Source organism: Vibrio splendidus 12E03, from assembly GCF_000272105.2.
GTDB classification, from domain to species: domain Bacteria; phylum Pseudomonadota; class Gammaproteobacteria; order Enterobacterales; family Vibrionaceae; genus Vibrio; species Vibrio splendidus_I.
Genome location: NZ_AJZD02000062.1, coordinates 18,942 through 34,436 on the forward strand (window position 1 = coordinate 18,942; position 15,495 = coordinate 34,436).

Consider the following 15,495-nt stretch of genomic DNA (forward strand, 5'->3'; position numbering starts at 1 on the left):
CACCATAGTCCTATCGCACAGCCTTCTTTTCTTTGTGCTATCAATTCGAATGCACTAGGGGCGGGAAAGGACGTGAATGAATTACTCGTTGATGGTGACTTTAGTAATCACAATATCTTCGCAAGGCACATCTTCGTGTCCCCAACGAATGGTTGTTGGTGCGACAGCGATTTTGTTTACCACATCCATACCCGCTGAAACCTTACCGAATACCGCGTAACCCCAGCCAGCGTTGGTTGTTGAGGTGTGATCGAGGAAATCGTTGTCATCTAGGTTGATGAAGAACTGCGCCGTTGCAGAATGTGGTGCATCAGTACGAGCCATTGCCAGAGAACCAATCACATTCTTCAATCCACGGTTTGCTTCGTTGACGATTGGGGCACGAGTTGGTTTTTCTGTCATGTCGATAGTGTGACCACCACCTTGAATCATGAAACCTTCAATAACACGGTGAAATGTCGTGCCTTCGTAGAAACCGTCTTGGCAGTATTTAAGGAAGTTTTTCGACGTTACTGGCGCTTTTTCAAGGTTCAGTTCAATCTCGATATCGCCAAAGTTGGTGGTGAAAGTAATCATAGGGTTACCTAAAGTTGAAGTTTTACTGAGTCGTAATGACGAAAGTGGATTGCAGTATAGGGAAAATAACAGCAGATACTAGTGATGGTTTTATTGTGGTTGAATTCTCATCAACCACCAAAATCACGCCTGATATTGTTTAAGGAACATCTCGACACTTGAAGTAATGATCACTTGTTTGTGCGCAGCATCTGGTGACGGCACATGACCAATGATTTGCGGCCAAAACGCAAAAGACTTAAGCAGACCAATGAACTGCGTGGAGGCGAATTGTGGGTCTAGTTCTACTAAACGACCGTCTGCCAACGCGGCTTTAATCCAGGTTGTAAGTCCACTTTCTGCTTGGGAATATTTTTCCATCGCTTGATGCGCCAGTTCGGCGTTATGGAAATACTCTGAGAACAACACGCGTGACAGGTCGATGAAGCCTTCAGACTCAAGTAACTCAAGTTCTTGATTGGCTATCGACGAAAGCTGTTCTTCAAGTGGCAGTTCTGCTTGATAAGGGAAATGCGTCGCGGCCAGAGTTTTGCTCCAAATGCTGTCCAGAATCTCATCTAAAAGCAGCTCTTTGCTGGCAAAGTGATTGTATACGGTTCGCTTTGATACTTCTGCGCGGCTCGATATTTTATCCATGCTGGTGGCCTTGTAGCCATGCTCAGTAAACTCTGCGATAGCAGCGGCAACGATCGATTCACGTTTTCTTTGGCTCAGCGTTTTTTTTACAGTCATCGGGATACTACTCAATATGTCGCGGTTAGCATTACATCCGCTAATTTTACACCAGTAAGTTTACTTTTAGAACACCAATCCGCGTATTGGTAATTCGGTCGAGAGCAACTGAATCGCTTTGCAATGCACGGTGGGTATCATAGAATCGAAAGTGTATTCGAATTTTATTGATATCAACGGAAGAGAATAAACAATCAATGAGTAGTATTTTAGAGTGTATTCGTACAGTTGGACGAGGAGAAAGAGGGCGTAAGCCTTTATCGTTCGAACAAGCCTACCGCATCATGGATGAGTATTTAAGCGGAGAAGTCGGTGACGACCAAATGGCTATGCTACTGATGTTGATTCGTGTGCAGAATGAAACCAATGAAGAGATCGCTGGCTTTGTAAAAGCGTTTCAATCTCGAGTGCCAGATTTAGGCGCTGATATTGATTGGCCGTGTTATGCAGGTAAGCGTAACGATAACGCCAGTGGCAAGCCTTGGAACTTGTTGGCGGCAAAAATCTTAGCTGACAATGGCTATAAAGTGTTAATGCATGGCTATATGGATAAGCCGAGCGGTAGGACGCACGTTGAAAGCCATTTGCAAGATGTCGGTGTGCAAAGTGCTGAGAGCCCTGAACATGCTAAGTCGATTCTTGAACAAGACGGCATTGCTTATTTACCGCTAGCTAACTTTGCGCCCGAAGCGCAAACCATGATTGGTTGGAAACACCGTTACGGTTTGAGAACACCAATTAACACGGTAGTTCGAGCATTGAATCCGGGTGGTGGCCGTTTAGGTCTGCGTGGCAGTTTCCATCCTGGCTTCCCACAACTTCATGCGGAAGTTGAGCATGTTATTGGCAATAAATCCCACTCGGTGATTTCATTCAAAGGGATGAACGGTGAGTCTGAATATAATCCTAAAGTTAGCCAAACGGTGTGGATGAGCTCTCCTGACAAAGTCGAATCGTTCTACTGGGAAGAGATGATGAACCTAGAGTTGCCATTTCCTAGTCAATGTGTACTTGGCACTTCGGCTGAAGAGATGGCGCTAATGGCGAATACCGTTGTCGACAGCATGACAGCCATTCTGTTTGCGGAAACGCACGATAAAACTGAGGCATACCAGAAAGCGGTGCGTTTGTGGCATGGGTATTGTGCGCGTTAGATGATGGTTTGTAGCCAATGAGAGAAGGTCAGCGAGCGCTGGCCTTTTTTATGCTTAATTTCTAGTAATGGCTTTTCGTGCGTGCCCAAACAATAGAGCTACTTCACTCGCATCAAGCGATGCATTTTGTCTTCGAACTGAATCTCAATCACCTGTGAGATTTTCATCTTATCAACACGATCAAGCATTCTCACTTGGTAATCACGTTTTTTCATCCACTCTAGCGGTTCTTTAAATCCATCTTCATTAATCACAAACGACTGATCGGTAATAGAGTCTTCAAAGATATGAACCACCCAAATGCGTGATTGGAAATCCAATAACTCACTAAAGTAGCTTTTTAACTTAGGTAAGGAATTAGTTAGATACGTTTTAGGTGAGGTTTGAGAAGACATAGTAAACCATATTTGGACAATGAAAATCGGCAAGGACGCCGTCTGATCATTATAGCCTTTACCCGTTAGGCTTGTCAGGTCGAATTCGGCAGCCATTCACGGCGATTACGCTTGCTAATGCTTTGCTATTGCTACTGTGGCTGCCAGTTCGTGATTAACCAAACCGGTGTCGGATTCACTATTTTACGAATAGGCCGAAGTCGATCTCTTGTTCTCTTTGATACTTCACCAGCTTCACTTTTAGGTCGTGTTTTACTGCTAAATCAATGGCTAAGCATGACATGCGTTTTATCTCATCAACGCAGCTTGATATCAGCGGTTTTTCTTGATTATCGATAGTGGCGATGAGTGTGTTTTCTGTGCCGTCGTTACCTGCATAAACATACGCGTACATGTTGTTGTCGTGTTGCATAAACTTCCTAAATCGGGGTTTCTAATTATTAGTGCGGTGAAGATTACAGGGTTTATTTACGCAGGCTAGTTTGGCTAAGTAAGGTTAAGCAAGGGAAAGTAAGGCTTTGTAAGAGCTCTTTTTTTCTTTTTTCTGGCGTTCGAAAACGTGCTCAACCCTTTGTTTGTCTCACTTTTTTGTCTTGTTAGGTTTTGCCTATCAATAAAATTGTTGAAATCCATTTAGTAAAATCAAGATTTTAGACAACAATTAACTTAACAAGATAGAAAAATATATGACGCAAAGTATTTAGGGAGAACGCAATGCATTCAATTAAAGTGAAAGATTACATGACGCAGCAGGTTGTGACATTTACTCCTGATATGCCGTTAAGTCTAGCGTTAGACAAAGTGATGCGTAGCCACCACATGGGTGGACCCGTAATCGATGATAATGAACAAGTGATTGGCTTCCTTTCAGAGCAGGATTTACTCGAGAAACTTGTGAAGGTCAGTTACTTCTGCCAAGACACACACCTTGTAGGTGACTGTATGTACCAAGAAGTACTGTCGGTGTCTCCTGACTTATCCATTATTGAATTGGCGGACATGATGCAGGTTGGAAAACCTAAAGCATACCCTGTGATCGATAATCGAAAACTGGTGGGTATTATCACCAGAACCGATGTTTTGAGAGCAATCGGCAAGAATTTGGAAGAATGCTTCAAACATCAGGTATAGTAGCGTGTTAAGAACGATTATTTTTCTCAATACCCTCAATTGAAAAAAGGCGCACTAGCGCCTTTTTTTTGTATAGCGCTTTTTTTGGTCGATCCTTTCTTTGTGGATCCCTAGTCTGTTGATTGGGCTTTAGCTCTTGGGTATTCCAACTTTTGGAGGTTTCATGTCAAATCAAACGGCAAAGTTTGTTGAAGGTTCAACGATGCGCCACATATTGGTGATGTCGGGGGCTGGCTCTGTCGGTTTGATGGCGTTATTTGTGGTCGACTTACTCGACATGCTGTTTATCAGTATGCTCGGACAGGTCGAATTGGCTGCTGCGGTAGGCTTTGCAGGTACGCTGACTTTCTTTTCTACCTCCGTTTCTATCGGTACTTCCATTGCCATGGGCGCATTAGTGTCCAAAGCCATCGGCTCAAAGAATCAAGAGCACGCTCGAAACCTAAGCACCAGTATCATGATGACTGCGTTTGTTATCAGTTCAACCATAACTGCAATCATGTTCGCTTATATTCCAGAGCTGCTAGCCGCGATAGGCGCTAAAGAGATTGCGGCCGAGCGCGCTCAAGCTTACCTACAGATTTTGCTACCAAGTGGTCCATTTTTGGCGTTAGCGATGGCAGCGGGTGCGGGCTTAAGAGCGGCAGGTGATGCCAAACGTTCGATGTGGGCAACTTTGTCGGGCGGCATTGTTAACGCGATTCTCGATCCTCTGTTTATTTTTGGTTTTGGTTGGAACATCGAAGGGGCGGCTATCGCTTCGGTTGTCGCTCGTTTCTCGGTGCTATTCTTTTCGCTTTATCCTCTTATTCGCAGCCATCAGCTGGTGGCTCCGCCTTCTTTTGTGCAATGGCGTCTTAATATTCGACCAATATTGGCGATTGCGCTGCCTGCGATTATCACTAATACCGCAACGCCTATCGGTAATGCGATTGTGACAACGGGTATCGCACAATATGGTGAGGACTTTGTCGCGGGCTTTGCCGTGATAGGTCGTCTGACGCCAGTTTGTTTTGCGGTTATCTTTGCCTTGTCTGGCGCTGTGGGGCCAATCATTGGTCAGAACTTTGGTGCTGAACGCATGGACAGAGTAAAAGAAACACTCAACAACTCATTATTGGTTACTACGGCATACACCATTGCCGTTTGTATCTTGTTGTACTTCGTTCAAGGTTATGTCATTCAAGGCTTTAGTCTACAAGGTGATGCAGCAATTATTGTGGCAGCTTTCTGTACCTATGTGGCTTTAACCTTCACCTTTAACGGTGCGCTATTTGTTGCCAACACCTCTTTTAATAACTTAGGCAAACCGCTTTACTCGACAGCATTGAATTTGGGCAAAGCGACGTTAGGTACTCTGCCGTTCGTCTATCTAGGTTCGCAGTGGTATGGCGCTTTGGGTGTTCTCTATGGTCAAGCCTTGGGTAATGTTTTGTTCGGGATTTTAGGTATCTTGGTACTTCGACATCATATCGCTGAGCTGATGCAAGGTTCTCAAGTTGATCCAGTGGAAGATGATGTGTCGATTGTCAGTTTGAACACTCAGCCGTTTTGTTCACACGATGCGGTGCTTATCGATGATGTATCGGCAAACCGTGAAGAGTGTGCGGAGCTTAAATCTCAGTAAGCCATCGGCGCTGGCATAATATTTTTGTTTTCTTGAAAACTTCTTCTTGACCTTGGAGTAGCCTCCAAGGTTTATACTTTTGATGAACTTAAGGTTCTGTTGCTCGTGAGTTAGCAACAACCTCAAGGCTTTTGAGTATTAAGGAGATACATTATGTGCGCAAAACATGCAGCGTGCCGCTCAGCAAAAGTGGACGTTCAACCTCAAGCGGCAGGAGCAAGTTGCTCTAGCCCTAAAATTTCAAGCATCACAGCAGCAGGTACTTCATCTGGTTGTTGTAGCTCTTCTGCTGCACCTTCATCGTCTGGAGATGATTGTTGTAGTTCGTCGGACAGTGGAGAAGAAGACAGTCAGTCCTCAACTTTATCTCTCAATGCCAAATTTTCGAAAAGTTGGCTGGTTGCCGGAATGGACTGCCCAGCTTGTGCAAGAAAAATAGAAAACGCGATCAGCAATATTGACGGTGTTATTCAAGCGAAGGTTCTCTTTGCTACCGAAAAGCTGGTTGTGAAATTCGATAATGAAAGCCTTGCTGACACCATTGAACAGGTCTCTATCAAAACGGGTTTCCCTCTTACGGAAGTCGGTTCAAAGAAAGAAAAACAACAACCTGAGACTTTTTGGCAAGCTTATATCCAACCTAATTTACAGATTATCGCGATTGCAGCGGCAATGCTGTTTGCGGCGCTTGTAAAAATCACCTCACCTCAATTAAGTGAAGGCTTGTTTACGGTAACTTGTCTGCTTGGTTTATATCCGGTGGCGAAAAAAGCGGTTCTGTTGGCACGTTCAGGAACACCATTTGCTATTGAAACCTTAATGAGCGTTGCCGCGCTGGGTGCTTTGTACCTTGGTGAAACTGCGGAAGCGGCGATGGTTCTATTGTTGTTCTTGATTGGTGAGCGCTTAGAAGCGTTTGCTTCATCTAGAGCAAGAAGTGGCGTTCAAGCACTAATGGCATTGGTACCAGAAAACGCGACTAAGATCATCAACGGCGAACGTGTAGAAGTTGCCGTCAGTGAACTGGTTCCCGGTGATGTGATTGAAGTGGCTGCGGGCTCTCGTTTACCTGCTGACGGACAATTGATTACAGACGCGGCAAGCTTTGATGAAAGTGCGTTAACCGGTGAATCTGTTCCTGTTGAACATATCGAAGGTAACAGCATCATGGCTGGCGCTGTGGTGGTCGATAAAGTGGTTCGTATCACCATCACGTCAAAACAGGGTGAGAATGCGATCGATCGTATTCTTCATCTGATTGAAGAAGCAGAATCACGTAAAGCACCACTAGAGCGATTCCTCGATAAGTTCAGCCGTTGGTACACACCGTTAATGATGGTAGTGGCTTTGTTGGTCATCATCACGCCACCATTGTTGTTTGCACAGCCATGGGAAACATGGGTATACCGTGGCCTAGCGCTGTTATTGATTGCTTGTCCGTGTGCCTTGGTTATCTCGACTCCTGCAGCGATTACTTCTGGTTTGGCTGCAGCAGCGAAACGTGGCGCGCTCATTAAAGGCGGCGCAGCGCTAGAGCAGCTTGGTAAAATCCAAACCATCGCCTTCGATAAGACAGGCACACTGACCGAAGGTAAGCCTCAGGTTACGGACATTCAACCTCTATCGGGTTGGCAACAAGATGCGATGCTGCGTGTAGTTGGGGCAATTGAAGTTGGCTCTACTCACCCGTTGGCGCAGTCACTGGTCGTTAAAGTAAAAGACCTGAATGTTGAGATCCCAGAATCGCATAATAAGAAAGCATTGATCGGCAGTGGCGTCGAAGGTGATGTCGATGGAATTAAGTATCAGGTTTTATCGCCTTCTAAGGTGACGTTTGATCTTGGTGCTGATGTTGTTTCTCAGATTGAAACATTAGAGGGCGAGGGTAAGACGGTTGTGGTTGCTCTTGAGCTTAAAGATCAAGAAGAATCAACAGAGCAAAATACGACAGTGATTGGTCTGATTGCTTGGCAAGATACGTTACGCAGTGACGCTAAGCTTGCGATTGAACGACTCAATGATTTGGGTATTCAATCTATCATGCTGACTGGCGATAACCCGCGCAGTGCGGCTGCGATCAGCAGTAAGATTGGTATGCAATACAAGGCGAGCCTACTTCCAAGCGACAAGGTATCTTACGTTGAGGAGTTATCTCAACAGTCGCACGTTGCAATGGTTGGTGATGGCATCAATGATGCGCCAGCAATGAAAACGGCGAATGTCGGCATCGCAATGGGCGGAGGGACTGATGTTGCCTTGGAAACGGCGGATTCAGCACTAACTCATAACCGCTTAACAGAATTGCCAGCGATGATTGAGCTATCGCAAGCAACTATGAACAACATCCGTCAAAATGTTGCGCTAGCGCTCGGTTTGAAAGGTGTATTCTTGGTGACGAGCTTATTAGGTATTACTGGCTTATGGGTTGCAGTGTTAGCGGATAGTGGTGCGACAGCTTTGGTGACATTAAATGCTCTACGTCTGCTTCGATTCAAGTCTAAGGCGGATTAAGTTCAGACCTCTGACATAGATTATGTCTTATTCAAAGCGACGAATATAGAAAGCGTCTAATCTAAAAAGCGCCTTTAGCGGTAATACGTTAAAGGCGCTTTTTGTCTCATTAGTATGCAACATAGGTATACGGATTGCTTATTTTTGTGATGCCAATCGGTTTTTTGTGAAACTTGAATTCTTGTTGCGATCATTCGTGTGACATGTATCACTTCATTTTGTAATAAGCTTGGTTAGAGTGTGTTCGTACCCCACGAATTTACTATGAGCTTAAATAAGGGTAAAAAGCCCAATAAGCCAAAAGGAGCGAACTATGTCTCAAGCTGTTTTCCATTTAGGTGTTACTGAAGCAGATCTTAACGGTGCTACTCTTGCGATCATCCCAGGTGATCCTGCTCGTGTACAAAAAATTGCAGAAGAGATGGAGAATCCAGTATTTCTTGCTAGCCATCGTGAATACACACTTTACCGCGCAGAACTAGACGGCAAGCCAGTTGTTGTATGTTCTACAGGTATCGGTGGCCCATCTACTTCTATCGCTGTAGAAGAGCTAGCTCAACTGGGTGTTCGCACTTTCCTTCGTGTTGGTACTACTGGTGCTATCCAACCTCACGTAAACGTGGGTGATATGATTGTTTCTACTGGTTCTGTTCGTCTAGACGGCGCTAGCCTGCACTTTGCTCCAATGGAGTTCCCTGCAGTAGCTGACTTCGAAGTGGCAACAGCAATGAAAGCAGCAGTTGAAGAGTCTGGCGCTGCAGTTCACATGGGCGTAACAGCTTCAAGTGACACTTTCTACCCAGGTCAAGAGCGTTACGACACGTTCTCTGGTCGTGTTGTTAAGCGTTTCCAAGGTTCTATGCAAGAATGGCAAGACATGGGCGTTCTAAACTTCGAGATGGAATCTGCAACGCTGCTAACTATGTGTGCAAGTTCTGGTCTGAAAGCGGGTTGTGTTGCGGGTGTAATCATCAACCGTACTCAAAAAGAGACGCCTGATCACGATACACTAAAAGTAACTGAAGCACGTTCAATCAAAGTGGTTGTAGAAGCTGCTCGTAAAATGCTTTAAGTTGCAAAAAAGATTTAGGTCTTAAACTGACTTCAAATTTTGAAAATGGCCGCATCGAATGATGCGGCCATTTTTTATGTGCTCTTTGAGTGATAGAGAGAAAGTAGACAAGAAAAAGGATCAGATACAAAAAAGGCGAGTGACTTAATGGTCATTCGCCTTTTTTAGATTTGCTTAAGAGCGTTGCGCTCCAAGAGTCTATTGGTTGTTAGTACTCTAGATCTTCATTACCGCCAGCCGCTGTAAACCATGCTGTTAGGTGTGTTTTAAGATCTTTCAGTTCGTCAGGGCCAATCAATGCAAGGCCAAGGTCTTCTGCTCGTGTGATGTCGTTATGGCGAAGCGGGCGGAAGCTCACCAACATTGCACGCGCTTGTAGGCCACCTAGCAGGTCTCTCAGCGATTCCAGTTTGTACAAGGTGTCATCACCATCGTCACGCATACCTTTGGTCTTACATTCGATAATGTGCAGCTTATTGTTCACCACTGATGCTACGTCAAGCTCGTTTCGAACCTCACGCTCACCAAGTTGACGGTATACCTGAACATTCAACGAACGGTCTTGGATAGTCGGCATGTCATCTTGGATTTGCTTCACTGTGCTGTGAACCAGAGTTTCTAACCATTCCCCGTTTGAGAAGCGGCGTGCGTCTTCGTTGGCAAAGGTCAAAATACCGTTGTCGTAAGTCGCGATCTTAGCTTCAACCAAATCACTCAATAGCATGTTCAGTTCACGATAGCCTTGTTGCTTCTCAGATAGGCCTACATCAAGTTTTTGTTCTTTACGGCAGGTCGTTGCTAGGTAGTTCAATGTCGCAAGGCCAGGGCCTAATTCGAGTGCGTTACTCGCCCAACGTTCACCCAGTTCATAAAGTTTCTGATCCAGTTGCGGAGACAGCTGAACATCGCTGAATTCACCGCGAGCACCAAATACCGTTAGGTAGTCGTCGATAGTGATGCGGTCTTGAACTTGTGCGTCTTCTTTGCCATTTGGGTAAAGCCAGCAAAGCTTGTCGCTGTTTGGTTCAACCACGAAGATTGGCCAGTGGTAAGTACGGAATACTTCGTACACAGAAAGTAGGCGGTGACGAAGGCCACAACTTGCGTTGAGCTTCACTTCTTGGCCGCGTGCTTTGAGGTCTTCGGCAAGAGTTTGGATAGATTCTTTAATAACGGACGTGTTTACGATGGTCGGAATTTCGAAAAACTCACTGGTAATGTCGCGCTTGTGCAAAACGCTGTCTAAACGTTTGTACATACTGACTTGATTTTTGTCGCCGATAAACACGATGTGAGTGCTGACCGTTCGGTTATCAAGTAAAGGGGTGAGCAAGCGAATGGGGTCTTGATCGATAATGCCAACATGAACAGCCATATAAATTCCTTAATAGCGGCTCGCTCATAAAGGTGAAAGAAAAAACGGGAAGCAGCAAGCCTTAATAATCATATAATGACAAAGCTCATAAAAAACAAGGGCAACCCTTGATAAAAGTTGCCCTAGCTCAATTAGTTACCACTATTGGGTAAGAAGTCTCAAGAATCTCACTAAATATCTATCGATTCTTCATTTATCTATAGTTTGAATTGATGTACTAAATCACCTTGCTGATTTGCTAGAATCGTTAGGTTTTGGCTTGCCTCCGCAATTGAAGACATCGCTTGGTAACTCTTATCTGCGATGTGGTTGATGTCTTCGATGTTGCGTGCAATATCGCCAGACGTTTCACTCTGCTCAGCGGCTGCTTGAGAGATGTGTGTACTCATGTGGCTAATCTCTAGAATCAAGGCTTGGATCTCTTCCATCGCGCTGTTTGCACTTGAAGCTTGTTGAACCGACATGTCCATATCGCTCATACAGCTTTCAATTACGTTACTTGCAGTTTTCGAGCTTGATTGCAGATTGCTGATCATGGTCTCGATTTCAGAGGTCGATTGAGTGGTCTTTTGCGCTAGCACTCGTACTTCATCGGCAACGACTGCAAAACCACGACCTTGTTCACCTGCACGCGCTGCTTCGATTGCCGCATTAAGTGCAAGTAGGTTGGTCTGTTCAGCAATACCACGAATAACGTCAAGGATTGAACCAATCTGGCTACTCATCTGTTGTAGCTCGCCTACAGCGCCCACTGATTCAGTAAGGCGAACTTCAAGCTGATTAATGGTGCTGATGTTGGTGTTCATGATCTGACGACCAGACTCAGAAGCCGATTCTACTTGTTGAACCATGGTGAGTGAGCTTTGCGCGCTGTTCGCCACTTCTTGTACAGAATGAGACATCTCTGTCATTGCGGTCGCAACAGTCGCGGTTTGCTCACGTTGGCTGTTCAATTGAGCCTGCGTTTCAGATGACGTCTTCTGGTTGACGCTTGCAGTCTTAGTTAAGTCATCTGAAGCATCATTCAACTTCACAAGGATGTTGTGTAGGTTGTCAGCCAAGGTGTTGATGTGACGGCTCACACGGCTGAATTCGTTGTCGTAACGAATGTCGATACGCTGAGTCATATCGCCTTCGGTTAGACCTTCTAACGTACCTAGGATGCGAGTTAATGGCTCTCGTACGCTATGTGCAATGTGGTAACCAATTGCAGCTGCGAACACGGTTACAACAATGCCAATTGCAATCGCGTTGAATAGGCCTTTGTCGTAGATGCTGCTTGCGTCAGCGAGTGATGAGTTGAGTTGCTCTTCAGCGGTCACGTTGAATGAGTCCAAAACAGCCATCGCTTGGTCAACTTCTACGGCTAGGTTGGCGATGTTCACGTACAGCGCTTGCTTGGCTTGCAGGTAGTTGTTGTGTTTGTCTAGTACGCCACCTTTCTGACCAACGTCTTTGGTGAACTTCTGAACTGACTCATCGAAGACATTCTTAAGTGCTGGTAGTTGTGTTGATAGGCCGCGATAAGCGTAGTTAAGATGAGTAACGGCCTTTTTGTTTTGGTTAACGGCTTTCTGAACGAAGGCAACATCAGAGCTAGCAAGTGCATCAGAGGTAATAACTTCTGCATCTTGCAGTTTAATAAAGTAGCTCTTTGCCATCACTTTTACAGAGATGCTTTTTTGATCGGCAACGTATTCTTTCATGCCAACGGTTAATTCTGAATGTAAGCGTTGGAAGTCACGAGAGGCTTTTTGCACTTGTTCTTGTGCTTCGAACATCGCGACGTAGTTGTTCATCGCTTCGTCTGCTTCTGCGAAGTAGCGCTCTTCCATCGCTCTTAACTGCGCGATACGTTCGGTGAGCGAAACATTGTCTTGGCTTGCTGCTTCTAAGTTACCTAGTACTTCAGAAAACGAGTTTTGTGATGCAGCAAACTCTGTACGCATTGCAGACATGCGTTCAGCGTTTTGGGTGGTTAAGAAATCTTTGAATGACTTATCAGCAGAAAGCAATTGAACACTTGTTTGATTTGAAAGCGCGACAAGTGGTAATGAGGTTTCTGAGACACTCTCAAAATTGCTGTGTATCTGATTCATGCTGTTCATCATGATGGTTATCGTGACTGCGAACATGATGATGATCAGTGCGAAACCAGCGTACATACGCTTGATCACAGATCCCTTCATGGCTTTCTCCCTAAATAAAAATGCAGACCTAATGTCAGGTCAAAGTAAAACTAACAAAATTATCAGCATTCTATTGAGCTCGGCTTACGCATTTTATGACGCACACGTCAAAAATAACCCTCAGTTATAACCAACATGCCATTCTTGAGAGCTAAGGCTCGTTTTCTTTGATTTGAACGGTGTTTTTTATTATGCTTTAAAGCAGATTTATTGTGGTTTGATGCGGCATAGCGCATACTCAAAGCATTAAAAAATATATGTTTTATCGGAGAGAAACATGGCTGAAGAAACCATTTTTAGTAAGATCATCAATAAAGAAATCCCAGCAGATCTACTATATCAAGACGATTTAGTAACCGCATTTCGTGATATTAACCCTCGCGCGCCAAGCCATATCCTAATAATCCCTAACAAGTTGATTCCAACAACTAACGATGTTGAAGTCGAAGATGAAGCGATGATGGGCCGCATGTTTACCGTTGCTCGGAAGTTAGCAAAAGAAGAAGGCATTGCAGAAGATGGCTATCGTCTTATCGTGAACTGTAACTCTCACGGTGGCCAAGAGGTTTATCATATTCACATGCACTTGGTTGGTGGCCGTCCACTTGGTCCGCTATTAATGAGCTAATAAAAAGTTAATGAGCTGATGAAAAGCTAACGAGTTAATGAAAGCTAATGGGCTAGTTTAAACGAGCTCATTAGCAGGTTAACACTAGTAGTTAGTTGGAAAATTTGTAGTTTGTATGCCAACTTTAAGTTCTATCTGTTGTCTGAATATTGGCATCGCCTAGGCAGAGGCTAAATCAGTAGGGTTTCAACTGGCTTGAGATCCTTTTTACAACACGTTTCGTTTTGATAATGAGACCACGAAAGGTCAGCAGACCCTAATAAAGTTGGCATTTTAAACATGCACGGAGACGATAAGTGAAGCAACAGTTTAGATTCGCTTCCATTGCCCTGTTATCGGCGTTGACCGTAGGTTGTGCGAGTATGTCTGCAGGAAGCCTGTTCAGTCATTACAGCGCACAAAACAAAGCGATCTACCAAGCCGTTAAATCTGGAGATTATTCAGAGGCTCAGCAAGAGCTACCAGATTACGCGGCAGGCGACATCCTTGATAACTTTGAAAGAGGCAGAATTAATCTGCTGGATCAAAAATACCCTGAGAGTAAGGCTTCGTTTGAAGTGGCTGATCAGGCGGTGACTGAGCAGCAACGCAAAGCCGTGATCTCAATTTCAGACAGTGCAACCAGTGTGGGTGCGTTGGCTGTGAATGACAATATTACCGAGTATGTGCCAGCCGATTACGAGTTGGGCTTTCTTCATCTGTATCTTGGTTTAAATTACCTCAAGAAAAACGATTTGGAAGGTGCGGTGATCGAAATGCGTCGCGCCAACCAAGTTCAAGAGCAAGCGAAGAAGCAACGCGAAGCTGAGTTAGACCGGGCAGCTAACGATGCGAAGAAGCAAGGTTTGTCTGCCAATGTCGGTAGCATCCTTGCCAATTACCCTGATGCGGGTAAAAAGCTGCAGTCAGTACAGAATGCGTATCTGATGTTCTTGTCTGGTCTGCTTTATGAAGCGTCAAATGATTTAAACAGCGCCTACGTTGACTACCGTCGTGCTTTAGCTGTGATGCCAGAGAACCAAGAAATCATCGATAGAACCATGGCGACAGCCGCTCGTTTAGGGATGCGACAAGATTTAGCGACACTAGAAAAACGTTATAAGCAGTCTTCTAAAATTAATGCAGGTGAAGGGAGAGTAATTGTTCTTCAAGAACAGAGCGCTGTACAAGCTATGGACAGTTGGCGACTAGATTTACCTGTTTATGACAGTCGCGATCAGGGAGCGATATACTCTCTTGCGCTGCCATATTACCCGAGCCAAAACGTAGAGCGTTTTTCTGCATTACGAATCAGCGGGCAGCCGCTACAAGAGCACTTGATTACCGATGTAAATGCAATGGCTCAAAACGATTTATCTGAGCGTATGACGAGCATTGTTATTCGCCAAGCGCTACGTGTGGTTGCGAAAGATCGCATTCGTAAAGAAGCCACCAAAGGCGATGATGTCGGTAATATTCTGTTCAACGTGTGGAACACACTGACAGAGCAACCAGACACTCGCAGTTGGCAATCTTTACCTGCAGAGATTAAGAGCAGCACGTTTGTAGCAAACAGTGGTCAATATACGTTGGAGGCTGGCGCTAAAACGTATGACTTTGATATTCGAGAGGGGCAGACCACCTTGGTGTGGATTTCTCGACAAGGAAACAACGCAACAATGTGGCATAAACAGCTAGGGAGGCTGTAATGAAAAAGTGGTTAGTGAGCTTAGCAGCGGTTATGGCTCTGGCTGGTTGTGCTGATAATACAGCTGGTGTAAGGGTCGATAGTCTGACTCAGAACGTTTTCTTTGGTGACAATGTATTGGGCAGCCGCTTACAGGTTGAAGATATCCGCACCGATTTAGTCGACGGTCATACGCGAGGAATCGTTCGTTTAAACAGTAACTATAAAGGCGATCAACATATCCTTTATCGTTTTTACTGGTACGACGATGCCGGCCTTGAGGTCAACCTAAAGCAAGGTCCTTGGAAGCAAGCGATTGTTCGTGGTTTTGAAAGTATTTCGTTGTCGGAAGTGTCGGTAAACCCGAAAGCGACTCAGTTTAGAGTTCAGTTCCGAGAGCAGTAAGTTAGACAAAACGGATCGAATGGTTCGTAAATAT

The 15,495-nt window shown here is 44.9% G+C and carries 14 protein-coding genes; 8 read left to right on the forward strand and 6 right to left on the reverse strand.

What is annotated here, in order from left to right:
* Positions 1-81: 81 nt before the first annotated feature.
* Positions 82-576: a peptidylprolyl isomerase gene (locus A142_RS05555; protein ID WP_019822431.1), complete on the reverse strand. Its 495-nt coding sequence runs from the start codon at positions 574-576 to the stop codon at positions 82-84.
* Positions 577-699: 123 nt separating this feature from the next.
* Positions 700-1,308, reverse strand: coding sequence for a TetR/AcrR family transcriptional regulator (locus A142_RS05560; protein ID WP_017065287.1), 609 nt, complete (start codon positions 1,306-1,308; stop codon positions 700-702).
* A gap of 167 nt (positions 1,309-1,475) precedes the next feature.
* Here A142_RS05560 and A142_RS05565 point away from each other — a divergent pair, with 167 nt between their 5' ends.
* Positions 1,476-2,462 (forward strand): glycosyl transferase family protein, encoded by a 987-nt coding sequence (locus tag A142_RS05565; RefSeq protein WP_019822434.1) that lies wholly within the window; start codon positions 1,476-1,478, stop codon positions 2,460-2,462.
* A gap of 98 nt (positions 2,463-2,560) precedes the next feature.
* Here A142_RS05565 and A142_RS05570 read toward each other — a convergent pair whose 3' ends face one another.
* Entirely contained in the window at positions 2,561-2,857 is a 297-nt protein-coding gene (locus A142_RS05570; protein WP_029405457.1) for a hypothetical protein, read from the reverse strand.
* Between the two features lie 178 nt (positions 2,858-3,035).
* Complete coding sequence (locus A142_RS05575; protein WP_019822437.1) at positions 3,036-3,269, reverse strand: hypothetical protein; 234 nt, start codon at positions 3,267-3,269, stop codon at positions 3,036-3,038.
* A gap of 302 nt (positions 3,270-3,571) precedes the next feature.
* Between A142_RS05575 and A142_RS05580 the strand changes: the two genes are divergently transcribed.
* The 4 genes from A142_RS05580 (at position 3,572) to udp (ending at position 9,198) form a co-directional block, all read left to right on the forward strand.
* On the forward strand, positions 3,572-3,988 hold the full coding sequence (locus A142_RS05580) for a CBS domain-containing protein (RefSeq protein ID WP_017060213.1): 417 nt from the start codon (positions 3,572-3,574) through the stop codon (positions 3,986-3,988).
* Positions 3,989-4,151: 163 nt separating this feature from the next.
* Complete coding sequence (locus tag A142_RS05585; RefSeq protein WP_019822438.1) at positions 4,152-5,615, forward strand: MATE family efflux transporter; 1,464 nt, start codon at positions 4,152-4,154, stop codon at positions 5,613-5,615.
* Positions 5,616-5,768: 153 nt separating this feature from the next.
* Positions 5,769-8,126, forward strand: a complete 2,358-nt coding sequence (locus A142_RS05590) for a zinc/cadmium/mercury/lead-transporting ATPase (protein WP_019822440.1) — start codon at positions 5,769-5,771, stop codon at positions 8,124-8,126.
* A 313-nt stretch (positions 8,127-8,439) separates the two neighbouring features.
* Positions 8,440-9,198: a uridine phosphorylase gene (udp, locus tag A142_RS05595; RefSeq protein ID WP_017632176.1), complete on the forward strand. Its 759-nt coding sequence runs from the start codon at positions 8,440-8,442 to the stop codon at positions 9,196-9,198.
* Positions 9,199-9,406: 208 nt separating this feature from the next.
* On the opposite strand, the gene A142_RS05600 is transcribed toward udp, so the two are convergent.
* Together A142_RS05600 and A142_RS05605 are read right to left on the reverse strand one after the other, a co-directional pair.
* The gene (locus tag A142_RS05600; protein WP_019822442.1) at positions 9,407-10,573 is read right to left on the reverse strand and encodes a DUF1887 family protein; all 1,167 of its coding nucleotides are present in this window, start codon (positions 10,571-10,573) and stop codon (positions 9,407-9,409) included.
* Between the two features lie 197 nt (positions 10,574-10,770).
* Positions 10,771-12,762 (reverse strand): methyl-accepting chemotaxis protein, encoded by a 1,992-nt coding sequence (locus tag A142_RS05605; RefSeq protein WP_019822444.1) that lies wholly within the window; start codon positions 12,760-12,762, stop codon positions 10,771-10,773.
* 277 nt (positions 12,763-13,039) lie between these two features.
* On the opposite strand from A142_RS05605, the gene hinT reads away from it, so the two are divergent.
* The 3 genes from hinT (at position 13,040) to A142_RS05620 (ending at position 15,461) form a co-directional block, all read left to right on the forward strand.
* The gene (gene hinT, locus A142_RS05610; RefSeq protein WP_004736268.1) at positions 13,040-13,390 is read left to right on the forward strand and encodes a purine nucleoside phosphoramidase; all 351 of its coding nucleotides are present in this window, start codon (positions 13,040-13,042) and stop codon (positions 13,388-13,390) included.
* Between the two features lie 296 nt (positions 13,391-13,686).
* On the forward strand, positions 13,687-15,078 hold the full coding sequence (locus A142_RS05615) for a COG3014 family protein (RefSeq protein WP_019822449.1): 1,392 nt from the start codon (positions 13,687-13,689) through the stop codon (positions 15,076-15,078).
* Entirely contained in the window at positions 15,078-15,461 is a 384-nt protein-coding gene (locus A142_RS05620; protein ID WP_019822451.1) for a YcfL family protein, read from the forward strand. The genes A142_RS05615 and A142_RS05620 overlap by 1 nt, the downstream gene beginning before the upstream one ends.
* Positions 15,462-15,495: the final 34 nt, after the last annotated feature.